A 22,307-nucleotide genomic window follows, 5' to 3' on the forward strand; every position below is an offset into this window, starting at 1 on the left:
AAAACCCCTGGCTCCGGGACGTGTCGGCGCGTAGGAGCCTCAGTTCGGGGTGCCGACCTCGGCGGTGAAGCCGCGTTCCCAGGCGTGGTGCTTGCGCCCGGCGTCCAGGACGAACGGCGAGATCGACGCCGCCCCGACGAAAGCGTTGTTGACCCACGACCCCGGGAAGCGGCAGGGCCGGAGCACATCGAGGAAGAGCACCACGCGGGTGCTGTCGGAATCGTTCCATGCGCTGTGCTCGTAGGAGTCGTCGAACAGCAGGCTCTCGCCCTCGCGCCAATGCCGCGTCAACCCGCCGACCCGGATGCCGCACCGCTTCGGATCGCCGATGCGCAGCCCGAGGTGGTAGCGGAGCACCCCGTTCCACAGCCCGCGGTGCGGCGGGATGCGCTTGCCCGGCGTCAGGATGGAGAACATCGCCGTGACGAGCCCGGCACCTGGTCGAGCAGCGCCGCCGTCTCGGGGCAGCGGGCCCGGTTGGCCTCCGACCGGACGCCGTAGCCGCAGAAGAAGAAGGTGCGCCAGCGTTCGTCGGAGATCGAGGCGACGTCGCTGGAGATCTCGTGAAAGGCGGGCAGGTCGTCGCAGTGCACCAGCACAGCGTCCATCTCCGCTCTGATGGTCCGCCAGTTCTCCTCCCGGAGACGCGACCACGAGAACTGGCCGGGATCGAGGAACGGCTCCGTACTGACGAGGGACGTATGAGCGACGACCCGCTCGAGCGGGGACAGCAGCCGCATGGCGGCGTCATACGTGTGGTCGCGAAGACTCTTGGCCATGGCAGCGAGAATAGAAGTGAAATCGCTCGCCGACATGGTCCGACACGACGATAAGCGCAGGTCAGGGCCCCGGCTTTTCGGTGACGAAGATGGCCGTGCCGGGGAACAGCTCGCCGCGCAGCGGGCTCCACTGACCCCATTCCCGGTCCAGCCACTCCGGCCAGTCGGGTTCGACGATGTCGCGCAGCACCAATCCCGCGGCGACGATCTCGCGGACCCGGTCGCCGATGGTGCGGTGGTGCTCGACGTAGGTCGCCGCGCCGTCGGCGTCCACCTCTACATAAGGGGTGCGATCGAAATAGGGAATGGACGCGGTGAGGCCCGCCGGGCCGGGGTCGTCGGGGAAGATCCAGCGCATCGGATGATTCACCGAGAAGACCCAGCGTCCGCCGGGCCGCAGCACCCTGGCCACCTCGCGCATCAGCAGCGCGGAGTCGGCGACGAAGGGCACCGCGCCGAACGCCGAGCAGGCCAGGTCGAAGGACGCGTCCGCGAACGGCAGCGCTTCGGCGCCCGCCTGCACCAGCGGGACCCGCGGCCCGCCGCGCGCCATCGCGGCCAGCCCGCGCTCCAGCATGCCCATCGAGAGATCGAGCCCGACCGGCAGCGCGCCCTGCCCGGCCAGCCAGCGCGCGCACGGGGCCGAACCGCAGCCGATCTCCAGGACGCGCTTGCCCGCCAGGTCCTCGCCGAGGAAGTGCATATCGCCCTCGTGCAGTCCCTCCGGGCACCACACGAACTCGCCGCCGGGGGAGTCGACGCCGAGGAAATCGGCGTGGGTCTGGTGATACTGATCGGCGTCGGCGTCCCACCAGCGCCTGCTGGCGCGTTGACTGTCGGCCGAACTCAGCCGGCTTCGAGTGGTTCCGGCGGTTCCGAGCAGGGCGTTCGCTTGGGCATGGCGATCTTCCGACACGCGCGTGAGCTTAACGATTGCGGCGCACCGGAAACGCTCCGGCGTGGCGTGCAGACCGGTTTGCCCGTGCGGACCAAGGTCGCGTACGCTGAACGCGCGAGTGTCTGCTGTACTGACGTACCGGTGTACCGAAGTAACGATCTACCGACGTATCAGCGTACTGAAATAACAGAGCGCCCGTGCTGAGTTTCACAAGTGGATGAGTGCGGTACGTTCCTCTGTGTCCGTCGTCGCATCGTCGCGGTGATTTCGCAGCGTACCGAAAGTTCCAATGTCCGCAACCGACCACAATCCGTCCGGAGCAAACCGACACATGCCCACCACCGTCACCTCGCCGCAGGTAGCCGTCAACGACATCGGCTCCGCCGAGGACTTCCTCGCCGCCATCGACGCCACGATCAAGTACTTCAACGACGGCGACATCGTCGAAGGAACCATTGTCAAGGTCGACCGCGACGAGGTCCTGCTCGACATCGGTTACAAGACCGAAGGCGTCATCCCCTCCCGTGAACTCTCCATCAAGCACGATGTCGACCCGAACGAGGTCGTTTCCGTGGGCGATGAGGTCGAGGCCCTCGTTCTCACCAAGGAGGACAAGGAAGGCCGCCTGATCCTGTCGAAGAAGCGGGCGCAGTACGAGCGTGCGTGGGGCACCATCGAGGAGCTCAAGGAGAAGGACGAGGCCGTCAAGGGCACCGTCATCGAGGTCGTCAAGGGCGGCCTGATCCTCGACATCGGCCTGCGCGGCTTCCTGCCCGCCTCGCTCGTCGAGATGCGTCGCGTCCGCGACCTCCAGCCGTACGTCGGCAAGGAGATCGAGGCCAAGATCATCGAGCTGGACAAGAACCGCAACAACGTGGTTCTGTCCCGCCGCGCGTGGCTGGAGCAGACCCAGTCCGAGGTGCGCTCCGAGTTCCTGCACCAGCTGCAGAAGGGCCAGGTCCGCAAGGGTGTGGTCTCCTCGATCGTCAACTTCGGCGCCTTCGTCGACCTGGGCGGCGTGGACGGTCTGGTGCACGTCTCCGAGCTGTCCTGGAAGCACATCGACCACCCGTCCGAGGTCGTCGAGGTCGGCAACGAGGTCACCGTCGAGGTTCTCGACGTCGACCTGGACCGCGAGCGCGTCTCGCTGTCGCTCAAGGCGACCCAGGAAGACCCGTGGCGTCAGTTCGCCCGCACCCACGCGATCGGCCAGATCGTGCCGGGCAAGGTCACCAAGCTCGTTCCGTTCGGTGCGTTCGTGCGCGTCGAAGAGGGCATCGAGGGCCTGGTGCACATCTCCGAGCTGGCCGAGCGCCACGTCGAGGTCCCGGACCAGGTTGTCGCGGTCGGCGACGACGCGATGGTCAAGGTCATCGACATCGACCTGGAGCGTCGCCGGATCTCGCTCTCGCTGAAGCAGGCGAACGAGGACTACCACGCCGAGTTCGACCCGTCGAAGTACGGCATGGCCGACAGCTACGACGAGCAGGGCAACTACATCTTCCCCGAGGGCTTCGACCCCGAGACCAACGAATGGCTCGAGGGCTTCGACAAGCAGCGCGAGGAGTGGGAAGGCCGCTACGCCGAGGCGGAGCGTCGCCACAAGATGCACACCGCGCAGATGGAGAAGATGGCGGCCGACGCCGCGGCCGAGGCCGCGAACGGCGGCGGCGCGTCGAACTACTCCTCCGAGAGCGGTGCGCAGTCCTCCTCCAGCCAGGCCGAGCCCGCTGGCGGTTCGCTGGCCAGCGACGCCCAGCTGGCGGCTCTGCGGGAGAAGCTCTCCGGCAACGCCTGATTCGGGTAGAGCACGCGCGAAGGCCCCGGTCCCCACGGACCGGGGCCTTCGCCCTTTTGGGGGTAAGTTCGTCGGACGAACAAAGGGGGCGCACGAGTGCGAGGGATTCGGCCGCGGCGGCAAGACCGCAGCCGATCTGCTGCGGGAGTGGTTTCCCACCGCGCGGGGACCGACGCCGGTCGCGACTCAGGCGGCGGCGACGGTGAAGCGGCGCTGCGGGAAGCGCGGATTCTCCGTTTCGTCGAGGAGGGCGACGGCCAGGTCCTCGGCGGAGATGTCGGTGTCGGCGATCAGGAGTTGATCTCCGCCCACGCGGTACCGGCCGGTGCGCGCGCCGCGCTGGATCAAGCCCGACGACGGGCTGAGGTAGGTCCAGTTGCGGTTGGAGACGCGATAGACGTTCAACGCGTCCCCGAGCGCCAGCACCACGTCGCGGTATTCGGCAGGTACGCCGAGGTCCTCGGTGAGGATGCGCGTGAATTCCGTTCCGGTGTCGACGAGTTGGCGACCCGGCGCGACCTCCAGGCTGCCCGCGCCGCCGACCGTGAGCAGCCGGATGTCCGGGTGCCGTTGCAGCGCGCCCACCATGGCGTGCGCGCCAGTGACGAAGTCACTCGCGTTGGCGATGGTGTCGGCGATGCCGTGCCCGGCGTTCACCGCGCTGATCACCACGTCCAGGCCCGCGATGGCCGTGGCGATGCTGTCGGTGTCGAGCCAGTCCGCCACCACCCAGCGCACCTCGCCCCGGTCGGCGGGGAAGCGGGCGGAGTCGCGCGCGAACGCGGTCACGTCGTGCCCGCGCCGCCGTGCTTCCTGAACCACCCGGCCGCCGATGACGCCGCTCGCGCCGAAAATTCCGATCTTCACGATGCCCACCTTCTAAACGCTGTTCGTTTACTACACGCCGTTCAGTAACGACACGGCCGATAGTAGTCAAACGCTGTAGAGTGTCAACCGTGGTCGAGGTGAAGAGCCGTCGGGAACGATTGCGCCAGGAGGCGACGGAAGAGATCAAAGCCATCGCGTTGCGCCTGCTCGCCGAGGGCGGTCCGGACGCGATCTCGCTGCGCGCCATCGCCCGCGAGATGGGCATGACCGCGGGCGCGCTGTACGGCTATTTCGCCACTCGCGACGAGCTGATCACCACCCTCATCTCCGACGTCTACACCGGACTGGTCGACCAAGTGGAGGCCGCGCGGGACACGGTGCCCGAAGACGACCCCGGCGGACGCATCGTCGCCTGGGGAGAGGCCGTCCGGGAATGGGCCGTCGCGAATCCCGAAGGGTTCCGGTTGATCTACGGCGACCCGGTGCCCGGTTACCAGCCACCGCCGGAAGGCCCGGCGCGCGAGGCGGAATTGCGCGCCTGCGACGGACTCGTCGGACTCGCCGCGGCCGCGTGGCCCCGCGCCGCCGCGGCGCAGACTCTCGGGGATTCGACGTGGTCGGACTTCGACCCGGCACTGGTCGAGCACGTGCGCGCCGACTTCCCCGACTTGCCGCCCGCCGCGCTTGCCCTGGCCTTGCGCATGTGGGGCCGCATGCACGGCCCGATCGCGCTGGAGGTCTACGGCCACCTGCGCCCTCAATCGCAGGACCCGGCAAAGCTTTTCCGCATCGAGATGCTCGATCTGGTGCGGGCGGTGGGCTTGTGACAGCTACGCACGGCCGGCTTCCCGCCACCGTCTGGGAGCGAAGGAGAGTCGAGGCCATGAGCCGGATCCAGCGGGTGGCGCTGGATCTGTTCGACGAGCACGGATATCGCGAGGTGACCGTCGAGCGGGTGGCCGCCGCGGCCGGGGTGTCGCCGAGTTCGGTCTACCGCTATTTCGGTACGAAGGAGATGCTCGTCCTCTACGACGAGGCCGACCCGCAGCTCTTGGAGGTGCTGCGCACTGCCGGTGACCGCGAAACCCTCGGTCCCGCAGCGCTTCTCGCGGTGGCACGCCCCTTGGTGCCGGTGATGATCGCCGCCCTGGTCACCCCGGACTCCGAACGCCGCATCGCGCGACGGCTCCGGTACGTGCGCGCGTTCCCCGAGGTGCGAGACGGCCAGACCCGGCAGATGCGCGAGCTGGAGGAACAGTTCCGGCTGCTGTTCGCCGAGCGCTGCGGGCGCGAGCCCAACGATCTGCGGATGCGGATGGCCGCGTCCACCGCGATCTGGGGCGGGGTGGCCGTCCTCGACCATTGGGCGGGAGAAGGTTTCGCCGGACGGCTGAGCGAGATCTACGCCCCGGCGGTGGAATCGATCATCGACGCGCTGGAGGCGATCATCCGCTGACGCGGGCCGCGAGGCCACCGCGGCAGCCACCAGTTCCACCGGCCGAACAGCCGCATGAAGGCGGGCACCAGGATCAGCCGCACCACGAGGGCGTCGATGGTGATGGCGACCGCCAGCGCGAACCCGATCTGCTTGAGCTCCAACACCTCCGCGGTCACGAAGCTCGCGAACACGGCGACCATGATGGCCGCGGCGGCGGTGATCGGGCGGGCGGTGCGCTGCAATCCCTCGGCGACCGCGGCGGCGTTGTCCGGGTGACGGTCCCACGCCTCCTTCATGCGCCGGATGAGGAACACCTCGTAGTCCATCGAGAGGCCGAAGAGCACCGCGAACACCAGCATCGGCAGATACACCTGGAGAAAGCCGGTGCTCTGGAAACCGAGCACGGATTCGCCGATGCCGTCCTGGAATACGGCCACGGTGATGCCCATTGCCGCACCGGTGGCCAGCAGGTTCAGCAGGATCGCCTTGACCGCGAGCACGATGCTGCGGAACGCCAGGATCAGGAAGGCCAGCGAGATGGTGAGCACCAGGGCGACCACCCAGGGAAAGCGGCCGGTGATCCGTTCGGAGACCTCGGCGAAGGTCGCGGGCGTACCGCCGACGCGCACCTCGGCGCCCTCGACTTCCGCTGCGCGAGACTGGATCTCGTCGGTGAGCTCGGAGACGGCGGTGGAGTCGAAGGATTCCCGCGGCACGACGGCGATCATGATGCGCCCCTCGGACTGCTGGGGCAGCACCGTCGCGACGCGCGGGTCGTGGGAGATCTCGTCCGCGAACGCGCGCACCTCCGACTGCGCCGCGCTCAGCAGGGGCCCGTCGTCGGGCCCGGTGGCGAGCACCGACAGCGGGGCGAGCAATCCGGGGCCGAAGTTGTCCTCCACCAGGCGGGTCGCCGCACCGCTCGGCCGATCGCCGAGCGAACCGAGACCCATGTCGATGCCGTACCGGATGCCGGTGATCGGCGCCGCGGCGACGGCGAGGACGGCGACGCCGACCAAGCCGAACACGACCGGCCTGCGCATGACGAGGTGCGCCCAGCGCGCCCACGCGCTCGACGCCGCGGTCGAGCGCGTCTCCGCGGGACGCCACCGCGCGGGCAAGGCTCCGCGGTTCACGGCGGGCCCGAGAGTCGCCAGCAAGGCGGGCAGCAGCGTGACGGCCGCGCCGAGTGTGGCGAGCACCGCCGTCACCACGCCGATCGCGACGCCGTCGAGCATCGGAATACCCACGGCGGCCAGCGAACACAGCGAGATCAGCACGATGAGGCCGGAGGCGAGCACGGTCCGCCCGGTGGTGTCCAGCGCGACGGCGACCGCGGCATCGATCTCCGCGCGCGCCGAACGGTCTCGCACCCCGCGCCGGGTCAGTTCCTCGTTGAACCGGCTGACGATGAACATGGCGTAGTCGATCGCGGTGCCGGTGGCGATCATGGTGGCGACCGAGAGCACCAGCGAGTCGAAGGTCAGGAAGGTGGTCAGGCCGAACAGGCCGCCGACGGCGAGGGCGATGCCCGCGGCGGTGATCGTGATCGGCAGGGTCGCCGCGGCCACCGCGCCGAGGGCGAAGACCAGTACGGCGGCGGCGACCGGCAGGCCGATTGCTTCCGCTCGCTGCATGTCGGCGGTTTCGATGTCCATGAGATCGGCTTGCGCCGCACCGTATCCGGTGACCGCGACGCGGATGTCGGCGTCGGAGATCGCCGTGACGGCCGACTGCAACCGGGTGGCGATGGCGACCCGTTCCGACATGTCGCCCTCGAGGCCGACGATGCCGAACGCGGTGTGCCGGTCGGCGGAGATCTGCGCCGCGGCGTTGCCTTGGAACGGTCCGAGCGCGCCGGTGACGCCCGACGTCTCGCGCGTGGCGACGAGCGCCCGATCGATGGCGGCGCGGAATTCAGGGGCGTCGGCGGTGAAGCGCTGCGAGTGGAAGACCAGCAACTCCTGTTCCGCGCCGAACTGCGCGAAGTGTTGCGCCGCAAGGCGATCGACCTCGCTCGACGCCGAGCCCGGCACGGTGTAGTCAGGCGCGCCGAGCCGGTCGTGCAGCAGGGGATAGGCGGCGGCGCCGAGTATCGCGAGCAGCAGCCAGACGCCGAGCACGATTCTGCGGTGCCGCGCCATCGTCGCGCCCCAGCGCCCGAGCGTGCGCAGCGGCGGCGGCGGGGCGGCGGGGCGGCTCGGCTCCTTGGTCAGGGTCGGTAGCGTCATGTCCCCTCCGGGGGCGTCGAGTACCTGAAAGTCACTATCAGATCTGTCTGCAACTGTAAGTTCCTACAACCGGCTTCTGCAAGTGACTGTCAGGTGTGGGGGTGGTCACGTGCACCCGGCGCTGGTCCAGCGCAGCTTCCGGCGGTGCGTCGGTGCGGTGGGCGAGCGCACGCCGGAGGGCGCTGTCCGCGGCGAGCCGAGCCCGGCTCCGCGCGGGCGAAAGCTGTTGGGGGCGGCGGCATTCGCCGGTAGTGTGCCCGGCCATGGGGAGCAATCCGGGCAAGAACACTTATCTCGATCAGGTCGTCGCCCAGCAGGCGGCGCTGGAGGACGATCTGCGCACGCGAAAGCCGCTCGCCGCGGCCGCCCCGGCGCCGCAGGCTCCGGGCGCTCCGCCGCTGCCTCGAGGCGCGCTGGCGAAACGGGCCGAGCGAGTCGGCCAGAGCGCGCAGGGGCAGGGGCCGGGACCGGTGGAAGTCCGGGTCACCGGCTTCTGGCGGTGGCGCACGGTTCTGGTGCCGCCCAACGCTTTCGTGGTGCACACCAGGCGCGGGCGCGCGCAACCGCTGCACATCGGGCTCGGTGTGTCGTTCCGGTACAACCCGGCCACCGACTCCTACCTCGTGGTGCCCGGCGCGATGCAGACCATCCTGATCAACGCGTACTGCATCTGCCGGGAATTGCAGGGTGTGCTGGTGCAGGGCTACGTGCAGTGGATCATCGAGGATTTCGGCACCGCGTACCGCAAACTCGACTTCTCCGACGATGAGGATCCCATGCGGCTGGTCAACATTCAGCTGCGCGAACAGGCCGAGGCGGCCATCAAGGACAAGGTGTCCACGATGGGCGTGCGCGATGTGCTCAGCGACAAACAGCCGATCATCGAGGAACTCACCGCCCGGTTGCGCGCGGTCGCGGAGGGTAGCGGCGACGCGCGGACCGGCGACGCCGATCGCGGTCTCGGGCTGCGCATCGTCACCGTGCAGATCAAGGAGGCGGTGGTGAGCTCGTCGACGCTGTGGGAGAACCTGCAGAAGCCTTACCGCACCGAACAGAACCAGGTCGCCCGGCTGGCGGAACTCACCGCGCAGGAAGCGATTTCGGCCAGGGAGGCCGCCGCGCAGCGGTCGAGCGAGGAACGCCGCATCGAGAACGAGCGCGAACTCGCGCAGCTGCGCGACCGGAACGACGCGGAGCGCTTCGATCGCGAGACGGCGGAGAGGATGCGGCGCACCACCCGCGAGCACGACGACGAGCGCGCGGTCGCCGAGCTGGCGCAGCAGACCGCGCTGCACGCCGTGCGCTTGGAACGCGAACAGCACGCCGAACAGCTCGAGAACCTGCGCAGGCGCCAAGAGCTGCGGAGCAAGGAGGTGGACGGCGAACTGGCGCTGACCACGGCGCGGCAGCGGGCCGAGCACGAGGGCGAGCTGCTGATCGTGCAGTTGGAGCGGGAACGGGTCGCCACCGCCAACGCGCAGAACGACGCGAGCATCCAGGCGAACCTGGTGGCCAGCCTGCCCGAGATCGTCGAGAAACTGCCCGCGCCCGCCGAGCTGCGGTCCTACCAGATCGGCGGCGATCTGTCGGGACTGGCGTCCGTGGTGGCCCAGCTGAACGGCGTGGTCGACGCGTGGACCGCGCGCCGGGCCGCCGGGGATTCGGCCGCGGACTGATCGGTCTTCGGTCGCGTCACCCGCGCCGGGCTCCCGGGTGACACGGCCTGCGGACCTGTCACGAGCGCGTGACATAACGCACGCCCAATTTGATTGGACACAATTCAGTTGCGTTCTACTCTGGATGCGGTATCGCCGTCGAACGAGCAGAGGAGGCATGATGCGAGCGGTCGTCATCGAGGAATTCGGAGAGCCGAAGGACGTGCTGACCACGGCGGATCGGCCGGTGCCCGAACCGGGACCCGGTGAGGTGCGGATCGCCCTGGATCTGTCCCCGATTCACAACCACGATCTCGCGATCATCCGCGGCGTCTACGGCTACCGGCCGTCGCTGCCCGCCATCCCGGGCACCGAAGGCGTCGGGCGGATCGACGCGGTCGGCGCGGGCGTGACCGACCGGGCGGTGGGCCAGCGGGTGGCGGTCTCCGGCGCGACTGCGGTGTGGGCCGAGTACTTCGTGGCGAAGGCGGCGCAGGCGCTGCCGGTGCCCGACTCGGTCGACGACGAGACCGCGGCCCAGTTGCTCGCGATGCCGTTCAGCGCCGCGGTGCTGCTGGACGATCTGCGCGTTGCGGCAGGGGACTGGCTGGTGATCAACGCCGCGAACGGCGCGGTGGGACGGCTGATGAACCTGCTGGCCCGGCGGCGCGGCGTGCGGGTGCTGAATCTGGTGCGCGGCCAGGCGTCGGTGCGGGCGCTGCGTGATCTCGGCTACGAACCGGTCGTCGACACCGAGGCCGACGACTGGCTCGCACAGGCAGCCGCGGCCACCTCGGGTGCGCCCATCGTGCGCGCCGTGGATCAGGTCGGCGGACGCGCGGGCGCGGACCTGCTCGAGCTGCTCGCGCCGAACGGCGAGCTGGTCTCGTTCGGTGCGCTCTCCGGTCAGCCGTGGACTCTCTCGCCGGGCACGCTCATCTTCAAACAAGCCGTCGTGAAGGGCTTTTGGGGAGCGAAGCGGGCCGAGGAGATCGGCGCCGCCGAGCGCATCCGGGTGCTGCGCGAACTGGTGGAGCTGGCCGCGAGCGGCGAACTGCGACTGGCGGTCGCGGCGGTCCACCCGCTCGACCGTGCGGCCGAGGCGGCGGCCGCCAGCGAACGCCCCGGGCGCAACGCCAAGATCGCCTTGGCGCCCGCACCCGATCGCGCCGGGTGAATTGCAGGCCACTGAATCGGCTACTACCTTCGAAAAAGAGGTGGTGACCATGACACAGACGACCGAGCTCCAGCTCGACAACCAGGTGTGCTTCGCGCTGTACGCCGCCTCGCGGGCGCTCACGCGGCTCTATCGGCCGATGTTGGACGACCTCGGGCTGACCTATCCGCAGTACTTGGTGATGCTGGTGCTGTGGGAGCGCGAAACCGTGACGGTGAAAGAGCTGGGCGAGGCGCTCGACCTCGACTCGGGGACGTTGTCGCCGTTGCTGAAACGGTTGGAGACGACGGGTTTGATCACCCGGGTGCGCTCCGCGGAGGACGAGCGGTCGGTGCTGGTGCGACCGACCGAAGCGGGTGCGGCGCTGCTCGAGCGCGCGCGGGACGTCCCGCGGCGAGTGGCCGACGCCACCGGCCTCGACCGGGACGGCCTCGCCCGATTCCGTGCCGAGGTGCGGGAATTCACCGCGGTCGTGGAGAGCGCCCAGCTCTGAGCCGTGCCCGGCGCACGATAATGGCCCAGCCGGGAGGCTGGGCCATTATCGTCTGGCAAGCTCAGCCGGCGGTCGCCGGTACCCAGTAGGCCGTGGCCATGGTGGAGCGTTTTCGCATGGCCGCGAAACTGTGCCGGGCGGGACTGATCAGTGCGGTGAACCATGTACGGCGGTGCTCGGCGAGCGCGGCCGCGACGGCGGGGATCTGGGTGCAGTGCACGCCGCCCGCCATACCCAAACGGTGGCGACCCGTTTGGTTGATTCTGGTGCCCAATGGTCTTCCTTTGCTTGCTGGTATTGGCCTGGATCGCCACGGCGAAGATTAGCGGAACGAAACTGCCGAACACAGTATTTTGCGGAAGTAATTGCCTCGGCGTGTCGGAAACTTGTCGGGCCGCTGTGCGGTCCGACTGTAAATGTTGCGAATTGGTCTCGACCGCGTCACGGAACGGGCAATTGGGGCCGTCGCGCGTGGAATGCGAGGGGCGAGTGGGTAATCGATGGCATTGGCGCGCCACCCCGGGAGCCGAGGCCGGGCGGGCGGCCGGCCGGGGGCGGCGGATGCGAAACTGAACGAATGTTGCGGATCGGCCTCACCGGAGGCATGGGAGCTGGCAAGTCGACGGTGGCGCGGATCCTCGCCGAATGCGGCGGGGTGATCATCGATTCCGACCTGATCGCCAGGGAGGTGGTCGCACCGGGCACCGAGGGGCTCGCGGCCTTGGTCGAGGCGTTCGGCCCCGGCATACTCGCCGCGGACGGCAGCCTGGATCGGCCCGCGCTCGCCGCCGTCGCGTTCGCCGACGACGCAGCCCGCGCAACCCTGAATTACATTACCCACCCGCTCGTCGGAAAGCGCACCGCGGAATTGATTTCGGCGGCCCCGGCGGACGCCATTGTGGTGCAGGATATTCCGCTGCTGGTGGAAAACGGCTTGGCGCCGTTGATGAATCTGGTGGTGATCGTCGACGTCGACGCGGAAACTCGAATTCGCCGTCTCGCGGAATTTCGCGGCGTTTCGGAATCCGATGCGCGGGCCCGAATTTCGGCGCAGGCGACGGACGAACAGCGGCGCGCGGTGGCCGACGTCCTGCTGGACAACAGCGGCCCCGCTGGCGTGATCGACGCCGCGGTGCACCGGCTGTGGGAAGAGCGGCTGAGGCCGTTCGAGCGCAACCTGCGCACCGGGACGCCCGCGGGTCCGCGGGAGCTGCGGCTGGCGCCGCACGATCCGGAATGGGTCGCGCAGGCGCAGCGGCTCATCGCGCGACTGTGGGTGGCCTGTGGCGCCGCGGCCTCCCGCATCGACCACATCGGTTCCACGGCGGTGCCTGGCCTGCCCGCCAAGGACGTGCTGGATCTGCAGATCACCGTGGCCGATCTCGCGGCGGCCGACGGGCTGCGCGACGCGCTGGGCGCGGCCGGGTTCCCGGTGAAAGCCGTTGTCGCACACGACAATCCGAAGCCGACCGAGGGCGACCCGGACGGGACCGACCTGGCCCGCTGGGCCAAGCGGCTGCACGGCAACGCCGACCCTGGCCGTCTCGCCAACGTGCACATCCGCGTGGACGGGTCGCCCGGCCAGCGGTTCGCGCTGGCCTTCCGCGACTGGCTGCGCGGCGACGCGGCGGCGCGTGCGGAGTACCTCGCGGTGAAGCGCGAGGCCGAGGCCAAGGCGAGCGGGCTCACCGGAGAGGCCGCGTCGGAGGCGTACTACGCGGTGAAGGAGCCGTGGTTCGACGGGGTCTACCTGAGGGTGCTCGACTGACCCGCCCGATTGGGCGCGAACCACCCATTTCGGACGATTTCGCCGGAAATATTTCGGAATACCGAGAGGCGTGCTTCGGGATCGGAGAGTGGCGGCCGTCATATCGGGTGGCTGGTTGGTATCGATGCCGCGGTGCGGTATCGGATTCCGATGGGCGGACGCCATTCTTTCGATCTTGATCGGTGCACGTCTCAGCCGACCGAACGGCCGTCCCAGAATTTCCGGCATTTCTCCTCGAAGTGAGCGCGCCACCTCGGCATCGCGCCCCCGGCGACGGGCGGGCAAGCGCGCCGCAAACGGCGCGGCACAGCCGGAGGGCAGGCACAAACGGGAGGCCAGTCAGCTGCTGATCAGCGGCTCGGTGACGGTGAACGTCGCCGAACGCGGCGGCGGCACCGGAAGCGCGGGCGGATGCGGCGGCGGACTCGGCGGGCTGCTCCCCGGTCTTGCGGGCTGAGCGTCGCCGCTGCCGGGCTGCGTACCGGCATTACGCACAGTCGAGGGCGATCGCCCGGCGGGAATACTCCCGCCGGGCGATCGGCGTTTCGGGGTCTGCGCGGTCAGAGCCAGGTCAGCTCGATGTCGTGGGTGGCGAGCCAGCGATCGAGGGAGTGGCCGTGCGCCGCGATCCCGTCGATCGCGGCGGTTGCGTGGTGGATGGCGGCCTGCGCCTCGGCCGTGCCGATCAGGCCCGCGGCGTGCGCGGCGAGCAGTTCGTCCACGTCGAGGAGCTCGGTCTCGCGCTCGGAGCGCACGACGATGTCGAGATAGTGGTCGACCGACCGCCACTTCTTCGGTTCGACCCTGGTGAATTCGCCGAGGTCGAGATAGTAGTCCTGGTCGCGGCGGTGGGCCGGGTTGTAGTGGAAAACGGTGGTGCGCAGCCCGAGTTCGGGTAGCAGCCAGGACTCCACGTAGTGGAACTGCGGGTGGTCGGCGGTACGCGCCATGTACAGGCCCCACGGCTCGACGCGATAGCGCTCGACCGGCCGCACGTATCCCTTGGGATCCGTGTTGGTCAGGCTCGCGACGTCGAAGTACTCGACCTTGGGTCGGTGCACGTTCACTGCTGGTGCCTGTGTCATGCAGTCAGAATCTACCGTCGCGGCCGTTCCGTCGAGCGCTGGCGAGAAGTGCGGTGGTCACATCCAGGTCAACGTGATGTCGTGGGCGGCGAGCCAGAGCTCGACGTCGTGGTCGTGCGCCGCGAGTCCGTCCAGCGCGGCGGTGGCCCGCTCGACAGCGCGGTGCGCTTGCGCGGTGTCCACCAGGCCCGCCGCGTGCGCGGCGAGCAGGTCGCCGACGCCGCGCAGGCGCGTCGAACGACGATGGCGGACAACGACATCCAGGTACTGATCGACGGCTTTCCAGCGCCGCGGCGCGATCTTGGTGAACTCGCCGACATCGAGCAGGTAATCGCGGCTGCGGTGCTGTCCGGCCCGCGTGTGGATCACGGTCGCCCGTACCGACAGGTCGGGCAGCAGCCAGGACTGCAGATAACGAGACCCGTCGACCATGCGCGCCATGTACAGGCCCCACGGCTCGACTTGGAAGCGCTCGACCGGCCGGACGAAGCCTTTCGCGTCGGTGACGGTGAGCTCCGCGAGGTTGAAGTACTCCACCAGCGGCCGGTGCGGCGGCGGCGCGGCGGTTCCTGTGGACGTGGCGGGTGTGGCGGCCGGCACGGCCGCTCGCAGATCGCGAGCGAGGTATCCGGCGATACCCGTGACGGCGGGAGCGGCGACGAACAGCGGCAGCAAAGTGCTCATGGCGACGTCCTTACCTAGTGCAGCGCCAGATCAGGTTACACCCGGGTCGCGGGCTCGGCTCGGCATGAAAAGTTGCGGTTCGATGCCCAATTACCCTGCGGGAATGGGCAATTCGGACATCGGTGACAGGTCCGGCGGCGGCGCGGTCCGCGGCCTTCGTGGAGCGGGGCACGCCAGCGGCCGTGTCGGCCGTCGGCGGGTAATTGAAAATTGAAATTACAAGATTTGCCAATGGATAGCTGCTGTCGATATTCTGGACGGCGGCCCAGGCACGAGTGTTCCGTTCGGTTTCCGCTCCGCCGGGAGTGGGGCCGAGCAGGAGGGGAGTTCGGCCCCACTTGCAGGGCCGTCCCGCCTGCCGCGTCACCGAGCCGCGAAATCTGTCGGTGCCTGCGCCTACGCTGGTTGTCATGGCTTTCGCTACCGAGATTCCCGCCGAGGGAGAGACGCCCCTCGCGCATTCGGAGTTCCGTCCCGTCGGCGCCATCGAGCGCGCCGACGGGCGCTTCCAGGTGGTCAGCGAGCATCGGCCCGCGGGCGACCAGCCCGCGGCCATCGCGGAACTGGAGCACCGGATCAAGGTGGGCGAGCGCGACGTCGTACTGCTGGGTGCCACCGGCACCGGCAAGTCGGCCACCACGGCCTGGCTCATCGAGAAGTTGCAGCGCCCGACGCTGGTGATGGCGCCGAACAAGACGCTCGCCGCGCAGCTGGCCAACGAACTGCGTGAGATGTTGCCGCACAACGCGGTCGAGTACTTCGTCTCGTACTACGACTACTACCAACCCGAGGCGTACATCGCCCAGACCGACACCTACATCGAGAAGGACAGCTCGATCAACGACGACGTGGAGCGGCTGCGTCACTCGGCGACCTCGAGCCTGCTGTCCCGGCGCGACGTGGTGGTGGTCGCCTCGGTGTCGTGCATCTACGGCCTCGGCACGCCGCAGTCCTACCTGGACCGCTCGGTGCAGCTCGAGGTCGGCACCGAGATCGACCGCGACGCACTGCTTCGGCTGCTGGTCGACGTGCAGTACACCCGCAACGACATGGCCTTCACCCGCGGCTCGTTCCGGGTACGCGGCGACACCGTCGAGATCATCCCCTCCTACGAGGAGCTCGCGGTGCGCATCGAGTTCTTCGGCGACGAGATCGAGGCGCTCTACTATCTGCACCCGCTGACCGGTGACGTGGTGCGCCAGGTGGACACGGTGCGCATCTTCCCGGCGACCCACTATGTGGCGGGCCAGGAACGTATGGAGCGCGCCACCCGCGACATCGAACAGGAGCTCGAGGAGCGCCTCGCCGAGCTGGAGCGTCAGGGCAAGCTGCTGGAGGCGCAGCGACTGCGCATGCGCACCCAGTACGACCTGGAGATGATCAGGCAGGTCGGATTCTGCTCCGGCATCGAGAACTACTCGCGCCACATCGACGGCCGCCCGGCCGGATCGGCCCCCGCGACGCTGCTCGACTACTTCCCCGAGGACTTCCTGCTCGTCATCGACGAGTCGCACGTCACCGTGCCGCAGATCGGCGGCATGTACGAGGGCGACATGTCGCGCAAGCGGAACCTCGTGGAATACGGCTTCCGGCTGCCGTCCGCCGTCGACAACCGCCCGCTGACCTGGGAGGAATTCGCCGATCGCATCGGGCAGACGGTCTACCTGTCCGCGACCCCCGGCCCGTACGAACTGGGGCAGGCGGGCGGCGAGGTGGTCGAGCAGGTCATCCGCCCGACCGGCCTGGTCGACCCGCAGGTGGTGGTGAAGCCGACCAAGGGCCAGATCGATGACCTGGTGCACGAGATCCGGCAGCGCACCGACCGCGACGAGCGGGTGCTGGTCACCACGCTCACCAAGAAGATGGCCGAGGATCTCACCGATTACCTGCTCGGGCTCGGCGTGCGGGTGCGGTACCTGCACTCGGAGATCGACACGCTGCGCCGCGTCGAGCTGCTGCGCCAGCTGCGCCTCGGCGAGTACGACGTGCTGGTGGGCATCAACCTGCTGCGCGAGGGCCTCGACCTGCCCGAGGTCTCCCTCGTCGCCATCCTGGACGCCGACAAGGAAGGCTTCCTGCGCAGCAGCACCAGCCTCATCCAGACCATCGGTCGCGCGGCGCGCAACGTCTCCGGTGAAGTGCACATGTACGCCGACAAAGTCACCGACTCCATGCGCCACGCGATCGAAGAGACCGAGCGACGCCGGGCCAAGCAAGTCGCCTACAACGAGCAGATGGGCATCGACCCGAAGCCGTTGCGCAAGAAGATCGCCGACATCCTGGACCAGGTGTACCGCGAGGCCGACGAGGTCGAGGTCGGCGGCTCCGGCCGCAACGTCAGCCGCGGCCGCCGCGCCCAGGGCGAGCCGGGCCGCGCGGTGAGCGCGGGCGTCTACGAGGGCCGCGACATCAAGGCGATGCCGCGCGCCGAACTCGCCGATCTGGTCAAGGAACTCACCGCGCAGATGATGAACGCGGCCCGCGAACTCCAATTCGAGCTGGCGGGCAGGCTGCGCGACGAGATCGCCGACCTGAAGAAGGAACTGCGCGGCATGGATGCCGCCGGACTGAGCTGAGTCGCGGTGGCGTCCGCCGTGGCCTCAGCTCTGCGTCGCCATCCACTCGTCGACCCGGCGCTGGGCCTCCTCGCGCGAGACGTCCTCGACCCGCGTCATCACCGCCCAGCGGTGGCCGAACGGGTCGATCACGACGCCGAAGCGGTCGCCGGTGACGAAGGTCTGCGGTTCCTCGGCGCTGCGGGCGCCGTGCTCGACCGCGCGCTGGATGACGGCGTCGACGTCGGGGCAGTAATGCACGATCGAGGTGTGCACCCACTCGCCGTTCGGGGCCTGGACCCCGTTGGCGGGCATAGGCATACCGAGTTGCAGTGTCGAATCGCCGATCTCGAGTTCGGCGTGCGCGGGCTGGCCGTCGGGCAGGTCGCTGCGGCTGACCACCTTCGCGCCGAAGACCGAGGAGTAGAACTCGATGGCCTTGTTCGCGTCGGCGACCGCGAGGAAACAGGTGATCGAGTGGTAGCCGGAGGGGATGGGATTCACCGATGTCGTCATGGCTTCCACCCTGTCAGGGCGGGCGCGCCCGATCTTGTAAGAAAGCGACACCCGTCGAGGAGAAGGCGTGATGGCCACTGAGGGACGGACACCGCCCGACAGCGAGAAGGGAATTCTGCACCCGAGGGAGCAGTCCCGGCACCGGAGCCTGGCCCGGCTCACGGCGGGGCCGGGGGTCGGCGAGTTCGTGGATTGGTACTGGGTGGTGCGCTGGGATCTGCGCGGCTGCCCTCCGTATGTCGCGGAGGTGCTGCCTTTTCCGTGCGTGAACGTCACTTTCGAACAGTCCGAGCAGCGCACCGGCGGCTTCGTCACCGGCGTGTGCACCACGAAATTCACCCGTGAGCTGGCGGGGCTCGGGATGACCTTCGGCGCCCGGTTTCGGACGGGCGGGTTCGGCGCCTTCACCGGATTGGACGTCGCGTCCCTGCGCGACCGGTCGTTGCCGCTCGCCGAGGTGTTTCCGGACGCCGCCGACCTCGCCGAACGGGTGCTCGCCGCCGCGTCCGCCGAGGACCGCCGCGCTCTGGTCGAGAAGTTCCTCGCGCCGCGCGCCGGCGGTCACGACCCCACGTTCCTGCTGGTGACGCAGATCGTGCACGACATGGAGCACGACCGGTCGCTCACCCGGGTGGATCAGGTCACCGAGCGATTCGGCGTCCCTGTCCGCACCCTGCAGCGGATGTTCCGGCGCTATGTCGGCGCGGGGCCGAAGTGGGTGCTGCGCCGCTACCGGTTGCAGGACGGCGCGGAACTGCTCGCCAACGGGCGGCACGCGGATTTGGCCGCGCTGGCCGTCGAACTCGGCTATTTCGATCAGGCGCATTTCTCCCACGAGTTCACCGCGGAGATCGGAATGGCGCCGCTGGAGTACGCGCGGCATTCGCGTGCGGCGTCCGATTTGGTCGCGGCGTCCGGGCCCGCCGGGTGAATCCGGCCGATAAACGGTCGTTATTCGGAAGGTGCCGGGCCGCGGACGGATATCGGCTCCACGGCGGGGAGCCCACCGTGGCTGGCTGCAACGCAACTGGTCAAGGGCTCATCAGAGCCGTAGCCGCGCCCGTGCGGCGCCGCGTTGCGGCGCGGCGGCGCGCCGAGAACGGTATCTTGTGATGAATATCCCAGGCACAGAAGAACGTTCACCGCTGTTGTGACGTATCACAGGTTTACCGGCGCGAAATAGAATCCGCGCTGGTCGGTAAGGCCCTGCGACATTCGATGTGCGAACGCTGGGCGGAAAGCCCGACATCGGCGAGTGTGATGTGTTGCGATTTCTGCTGTTTCCGCCGTGATTGCGGCTATGGTCGAGCGCAGTCGCCGCGCCGGTGCCCGACATGCCGGGACGCCGGACGCAGGCACCCGACCCGCATAGTTGGAGGAAAGACCGTGAGCGAGCGAAGCGAGCGAACCAAAGACACAGCGCCACAGCCGGCCATGCCGGCGCCGAGCGCTAGCGAGGTGGAGGCATGACCGCCTACCGGACCATTGTCGTCGGTACCGATGGATCGGAGTCGTCGTACGTAGCCGTCGAGAAGGCAGCGTCGTTGGCCGCCGATGCCGGCGCCACCCTGATCGTGGCCTGCGCCTACTATCCGACCGATGATCGCGACGTCGCGGCCGCGGCCGATGTGCTCAAGGACGAGGCCTACCAGGTGCGCGGCTCCGCCCCCACCAACGAGATCCTGCGCACCGCCAGGGACAAGGCGGCCGCCGCGGGCGCCGAGGAGATCGTCGAGCGCGCCATTGTCGGCGAGCCGGTGGAGTCGCTGCTGGGCCTGATCAAGGAGACCCAGGCGGACCTGCTGGTCGTCGGTAACCGCGGCCTGAACACCCTCGCGGGTCGCCTGCTCGGCTCGGTGCCTTCCGACGTGGCGCGCAAGTCCCGCTCGGATGTACTGATCGTGCACACCGTCCGATAGGAATTCCTCGCGAGAGCTCCGTATCGCCCCTCCGGCGCGATGCGGAGCTTTCGCGCATTCGGCCGAGGCCGTAAGCGTTGCGGTCCGCCGGTCGCCGCCCTTCCCGATCCGGCGACGACCCGCGAAACCCGCCCGCGCCGATCAGCCTTGGACCGACCGCTCCAGCGTCGCCAGCACCTCGGGCAGGTCCTCGCTGTGCACCACCGTGAGCCGCTGGGTGGCCCGCGTCAGCGCCACGTACAGGTCGTTCATCCCGCGCGGTGATTCCGCGAGAATCCGTGCGGGTTCCACCAGGATCACCGCGTCGAACTCCAGCCCCTTCACGTCGTGCACCGTCAGCACCCGCACCGATTCCGCGGCCAGTTCGGCCAGCTTGGCAACCCGTGGGTGCGGCGCGATCACCGCGGTGGTGCCCGGTCCCTGCTCTGCGGCCACCAAACTCTCCACCACGCCGGGCAATTCGGCCGCGCCGACTCGCTTGGCTCGCGGCGGATTCCCGGACTCGCGCACCGAGCGCGGCACCTTGGCCTCCGGGTCGATAACGGCGAGCACCTCGGCGGCCACCGCCATGATCTCGGCCGGGGTGCGGTAGTTCACCGTCAGCTCGGTGCGCTTCCACCGTTGCGCCACATAGGGTTCCAGCATCCGCTGCCAGGACGACGCGCCCGCCGGGTCACCGGTCTGGGCCACGTCGCCGACCACGGTGATCCACCGGTTCGGAATGCGCCGCATCACCATGCGCCACGCCATCTCCGAGAGCTCCTGCGCCTCGTCCACGATGACGTGCCCGTAGGTCCAGGTGCGGTCGCCCGCGGCGCGTTCGGCGGTGGTCTGCCTGGCGCGCACGTCCTGGCGCTCGGCCAGCTGGCTCGCGTCGATCAGGTCGTAGGCCATCAGGATCTCGGGGTCGAGCTCGTCCTCGAGATCCTGCGGCGCCGAGCCGGTGAGGATGTCCAGCGCGTCCTGCGCCTCGGCCAGCTGAGCGCGCCAGCGGCGGCGGGCACGCTCCCGCTCCTCGGCGTCGTCGACGCCGAGCAACTCGGCCAGCTCGTCGAGCAGGGGCGCGTCGGCGGCGCTGAACTCGCCGTCGTCGGGGCGGACCAGCTCAGCACGGTCCTCGGGAGACAGGCTCGCCGCCACGCGGTCCAGCCGCTGTGGGTCGGCCAGCAGATCGGCCAGTACCTCCTGCGGGGTCAGGATCGGCCAGAGCCGCCCGATGGCCGCCTGCACCCCGGGATCGGACTTCATCTCGTCGCGGATCTCGGCGAGATCGGTGCGGCTGAGCAGGCTCGGACCGCCGGAGAGATCGGCGCCCATGGTCTGGGCCAGCTGGTCGGTGAGCGCGTCGATCACCGAACTGGCGAAGATCGGCCTGGCCAGGTTGTGCGGGCGGCGCGACGAGCGAGCCCGGCCGCGGGCCTTGGTCGCGATCTTCTTGTCCAGCGTCACCGGATAGCCGTCGAAACTCAGGCGGACCGGTTCGGCGGGCACCTCCTGCCGGTCGCGCACGGCCTGCTTGAGCACGTCGAGAATGCTCAACGCGCCCTTGATCTCACCCGCGCGCAGCGAATCCTCGCGGGTCGCCTTCACTCCTGGGTACAGGTTGCCGATGGTGGACAGCAGCACGCCGGTCTCGCCGAGCGAGGGCAGCACCTGGCCGATGTAGTCGAGGAAGGTCGCGTTCGGGCCGATGATCAGCACGCCGCTCTTGGCCAGCTGCTGGCGGTAGGTGTAGAGCAGGTAGGCGGCCCGGTGCAGTGCCACGGCGGTTTTGCCGGTGCCAGGCCCGCCCTGCACCACCAGCACGCTCTTGTGCTCGGAGCGGATGATCGCGTCCTGCTCGCTCTGGATGGTCTCGACGATGTCGTTCATGTGACCGGTGCGGGCCGCGTTGAGCGCCGCGAGCAGGGCGCTCTCGCTGCCGACGCCGCCGTCGGACTCGACCCTGCCCGCCTGTTCGGCCGCCGTCAGGTTCAGGTATTCGTCGTTGACCGCGGTGACCCGGCGGTTGCGGGTGCGGATGTGGCGGCGCCGGCTCACACCGTCCGGCGTGGCGGTGGTGGCCAGGTAGAACGGGCGGGCCAAGGGCGCGCGCCAGTCCAGGAGCAGGGTCGCGTAGTCGTCCTTCTCGTCCAGAATGCCGAGACGGCCGATGTAGCGCGGTTCGTCGCCGTCGAGATCGATGCGGCCGAAACACAGACCGTGTTCGGCGGCATCGTATTTGGCCAGATCCTCGGAGTACAGCTGGCTGAACGACTCGCGCTCGCTGCGCGCCTGCGGGGTGCCCCCGGTCTCCAGCAACACGGTGCGCAGCCGGTTCTTGGCGTATGCGCGCATTCCGTCGAGCCGGTCGTAGAGCACCGACAGGTAGGCCTGCTCCTTCTCGATTTCGCGGGTCCGCGCGACCGCGCCGTCGGTGACGGCACGGTCGTGGGCGAGGCGGTCGGGCAAACTGGACTCCTTGTCACCGCGATGGGGCGAAC

At 69.0% G+C, this 22,307-nt stretch carries 19 protein-coding genes and 1 pseudogene; 11 read left to right on the forward strand and 9 right to left on the reverse strand.

All coding sequences use genetic code 11. The annotated features are described in order from the left end of the window. Positions 1-39: 39 nt before the first annotated feature. Both AC3ERS_RS26035 and AC3ERS_RS26040 read right to left on the reverse strand, forming a co-directional pair. Positions 40-815: pseudogene (locus AC3ERS_RS26035) on the reverse strand (aspartyl/asparaginyl beta-hydroxylase domain-containing protein). A gap of 25 nt (positions 816-840) precedes the next feature. Beyond that, a complete protein-coding gene (locus tag AC3ERS_RS26040; protein ID WP_431970712.1) occupies positions 841-1,695 on the reverse strand; it encodes a class I SAM-dependent methyltransferase in 855 nt (284 codons plus the stop codon). A gap of 313 nt (positions 1,696-2,008) precedes the next feature. Between AC3ERS_RS26040 and rpsA the strand changes: the two genes are divergently transcribed. Next, positions 2,009-3,475: a 30S ribosomal protein S1 gene (gene rpsA / locus AC3ERS_RS26045; protein WP_067793196.1), complete on the forward strand. Its 1,467-nt coding sequence runs from the start codon at positions 2,009-2,011 to the stop codon at positions 3,473-3,475. A 186-nt stretch (positions 3,476-3,661) separates the two neighbouring features. Here the strand turns inward: rpsA and AC3ERS_RS26050 are convergent, their stop codons facing one another. Then, positions 3,662-4,342, reverse strand: coding sequence for an NAD(P)-dependent oxidoreductase (locus AC3ERS_RS26050; protein WP_431970713.1), 681 nt, complete (start codon positions 4,340-4,342; stop codon positions 3,662-3,664). Positions 4,343-4,431: 89 nt separating this feature from the next. Between AC3ERS_RS26050 and AC3ERS_RS26055 the strand changes: the two genes are divergently transcribed. Together AC3ERS_RS26055 and AC3ERS_RS26060 are read left to right on the forward strand one after the other, a co-directional pair. Beyond that, on the forward strand, positions 4,432-5,130 hold the full coding sequence (locus tag AC3ERS_RS26055; protein WP_431970714.1) for a TetR/AcrR family transcriptional regulator: 699 nt from the start codon (positions 4,432-4,434) through the stop codon (positions 5,128-5,130). A 56-nt stretch (positions 5,131-5,186) separates the two neighbouring features. Beyond that, on the forward strand, positions 5,187-5,759 hold the full coding sequence (locus AC3ERS_RS26060; protein ID WP_431970715.1) for a TetR/AcrR family transcriptional regulator: 573 nt from the start codon (positions 5,187-5,189) through the stop codon (positions 5,757-5,759). On the opposite strand, the gene AC3ERS_RS26065 is transcribed toward AC3ERS_RS26060, so the two are convergent. Beyond that, positions 5,705-7,972 carry an MMPL family transporter gene (locus AC3ERS_RS26065; RefSeq protein ID WP_431970716.1) on the reverse strand — a complete coding sequence of 756 codons (2,268 nt, stop codon included), beginning with the start codon at positions 7,970-7,972 and terminating at the stop codon, positions 5,705-5,707. The genes AC3ERS_RS26060 and AC3ERS_RS26065 overlap by 55 nt on opposite strands. 263 nt (positions 7,973-8,235) lie before the next feature. Here AC3ERS_RS26065 and AC3ERS_RS26070 point away from each other — a divergent pair, with 263 nt between their 5' ends. The 3 genes from AC3ERS_RS26070 (at position 8,236) to AC3ERS_RS26080 (ending at position 11,297) form a co-directional block, all read left to right on the forward strand. Continuing rightward, the gene (locus AC3ERS_RS26070) at positions 8,236-9,648 is read left to right on the forward strand and encodes an SPFH domain-containing protein (protein ID WP_431970717.1); all 1,413 of its coding nucleotides are present in this window, start codon (positions 8,236-8,238) and stop codon (positions 9,646-9,648) included. 160 nt (positions 9,649-9,808) lie between these two features. After that, on the forward strand, positions 9,809-10,804 hold the full coding sequence (locus tag AC3ERS_RS26075; RefSeq protein ID WP_431970718.1) for a zinc-binding dehydrogenase: 996 nt from the start codon (positions 9,809-9,811) through the stop codon (positions 10,802-10,804). 49 nt (positions 10,805-10,853) lie between these two features. After that, positions 10,854-11,297, forward strand: coding sequence for a MarR family winged helix-turn-helix transcriptional regulator (locus AC3ERS_RS26080; RefSeq protein ID WP_431970719.1), 444 nt, complete (start codon positions 10,854-10,856; stop codon positions 11,295-11,297). 61 nt (positions 11,298-11,358) lie between these two features. Here AC3ERS_RS26080 and AC3ERS_RS26085 read toward each other — a convergent pair whose 3' ends face one another. Beyond that, on the reverse strand, positions 11,359-11,571 hold the full coding sequence (locus AC3ERS_RS26085) for a hypothetical protein (protein ID WP_431970829.1): 213 nt from the start codon (positions 11,569-11,571) through the stop codon (positions 11,359-11,361). A gap of 303 nt (positions 11,572-11,874) precedes the next feature. Here AC3ERS_RS26085 and coaE point away from each other — a divergent pair, with 303 nt between their 5' ends. Next, positions 11,875-13,065, forward strand: a complete 1,191-nt coding sequence (gene coaE, locus AC3ERS_RS26090) for a dephospho-CoA kinase (protein WP_431970720.1) — start codon at positions 11,875-11,877, stop codon at positions 13,063-13,065. 175 nt (positions 13,066-13,240) lie between these two features. Next, positions 13,241-13,522, forward strand: coding sequence for a hypothetical protein (locus AC3ERS_RS26095; protein WP_431970721.1), 282 nt, complete (start codon positions 13,241-13,243; stop codon positions 13,520-13,522). A 103-nt stretch (positions 13,523-13,625) separates the two neighbouring features. On the opposite strand, the gene AC3ERS_RS26100 is transcribed toward AC3ERS_RS26095, so the two are convergent. Continuing rightward, positions 13,626-14,150, reverse strand: coding sequence for a ribonuclease FAU-1 family protein (locus AC3ERS_RS26100; protein WP_431970722.1), 525 nt, complete (start codon positions 14,148-14,150; stop codon positions 13,626-13,628). Positions 14,151-14,207: 57 nt separating this feature from the next. After that, positions 14,208-14,834 (reverse strand): ribonuclease FAU-1 family protein, encoded by a 627-nt coding sequence (locus tag AC3ERS_RS26105; protein ID WP_431970723.1) that lies wholly within the window; start codon positions 14,832-14,834, stop codon positions 14,208-14,210. A gap of 410 nt (positions 14,835-15,244) precedes the next feature. Here AC3ERS_RS26105 and uvrB point away from each other — a divergent pair, with 410 nt between their 5' ends. After that, positions 15,245-17,410 (forward strand): excinuclease ABC subunit UvrB, encoded by a 2,166-nt coding sequence (gene uvrB, locus AC3ERS_RS26110; RefSeq protein WP_431970724.1) that lies wholly within the window; start codon positions 15,245-15,247, stop codon positions 17,408-17,410. A 24-nt stretch (positions 17,411-17,434) separates the two neighbouring features. Here the strand turns inward: uvrB and AC3ERS_RS26115 are convergent, their stop codons facing one another. Then, entirely contained in the window at positions 17,435-17,905 is a 471-nt protein-coding gene (locus AC3ERS_RS26115; protein WP_431970725.1) for a VOC family protein, read from the reverse strand. A 70-nt stretch (positions 17,906-17,975) separates the two neighbouring features. On the opposite strand from AC3ERS_RS26115, the gene AC3ERS_RS26120 reads away from it, so the two are divergent. Together AC3ERS_RS26120 and AC3ERS_RS26125 are read left to right on the forward strand one after the other, a co-directional pair. Further along, on the forward strand, positions 17,976-18,836 hold the full coding sequence (locus AC3ERS_RS26120; RefSeq protein WP_431970726.1) for a DUF6597 domain-containing transcriptional factor: 861 nt from the start codon (positions 17,976-17,978) through the stop codon (positions 18,834-18,836). A 535-nt stretch (positions 18,837-19,371) separates the two neighbouring features. Next, on the forward strand, positions 19,372-19,824 hold the full coding sequence (locus tag AC3ERS_RS26125; RefSeq protein ID WP_431970727.1) for a universal stress protein: 453 nt from the start codon (positions 19,372-19,374) through the stop codon (positions 19,822-19,824). Between the two features lie 141 nt (positions 19,825-19,965). On the opposite strand, the gene AC3ERS_RS26130 is transcribed toward AC3ERS_RS26125, so the two are convergent. Next, a complete protein-coding gene (locus AC3ERS_RS26130; RefSeq protein WP_431970728.1) occupies positions 19,966-22,275 on the reverse strand; it encodes a HelD family protein in 2,310 nt (769 codons plus the stop codon). Positions 22,276-22,307 lie beyond the last annotated feature (32 nt).

Source organism: Nocardia sp. bgisy134 (assembly GCF_057708325.1).

What these genes read in the sequence shown, in the direction of transcription:
- AC3ERS_RS26125 (WP_431970727.1), top strand. Translation starts at nt 19,372, where the DNA reads ATGACCGCCTACCGGACCATTGTCGTCGGTACCGATGGATCGGAGTCG.
- AC3ERS_RS26120 (WP_431970726.1), top strand. Translation starts at nt 17,976, where the DNA reads ATGGCCACTGAGGGACGGACACCGCCCGACAGCGAGAAGGGAATTCTG.
- AC3ERS_RS26065 (WP_431970716.1), bottom strand. Translation starts at nt 7,972, where the DNA reads ATGACGCTACCGACCCTGACCAAGGAGCCGAGCCGCCCCGCCGCCCCG.
- uvrB (WP_431970724.1), top strand. Translation starts at nt 15,245, where the DNA reads ATGGCTTTCGCTACCGAGATTCCCGCCGAGGGAGAGACGCCCCTCGCG.
- AC3ERS_RS26060 (WP_431970715.1), top strand. Translation starts at nt 5,187, where the DNA reads ATGAGCCGGATCCAGCGGGTGGCGCTGGATCTGTTCGACGAGCACGGA.
- coaE (WP_431970720.1), top strand. Translation starts at nt 11,875, where the DNA reads ATGTTGCGGATCGGCCTCACCGGAGGCATGGGAGCTGGCAAGTCGACG.
- AC3ERS_RS26075 (WP_431970718.1), top strand. Translation starts at nt 9,809, where the DNA reads ATGCGAGCGGTCGTCATCGAGGAATTCGGAGAGCCGAAGGACGTGCTG.
- AC3ERS_RS26115 (WP_431970725.1), bottom strand. Translation starts at nt 17,905, where the DNA reads ATGACGACATCGGTGAATCCCATCCCCTCCGGCTACCACTCGATCACC.
- AC3ERS_RS26080 (WP_431970719.1), top strand. Translation starts at nt 10,854, where the DNA reads ATGACACAGACGACCGAGCTCCAGCTCGACAACCAGGTGTGCTTCGCG.
- AC3ERS_RS26100 (WP_431970722.1), bottom strand. Translation starts at nt 14,150, where the DNA reads ATGACACAGGCACCAGCAGTGAACGTGCACCGACCCAAGGTCGAGTAC.
- AC3ERS_RS26070 (WP_431970717.1), top strand. Translation starts at nt 8,236, where the DNA reads ATGGGGAGCAATCCGGGCAAGAACACTTATCTCGATCAGGTCGTCGCC.
- rpsA (WP_067793196.1), top strand. Translation starts at nt 2,009, where the DNA reads ATGCCCACCACCGTCACCTCGCCGCAGGTAGCCGTCAACGACATCGGC.
- AC3ERS_RS26105 (WP_431970723.1), bottom strand. Translation starts at nt 14,834, where the DNA reads ATGAGCACTTTGCTGCCGCTGTTCGTCGCCGCTCCCGCCGTCACGGGT.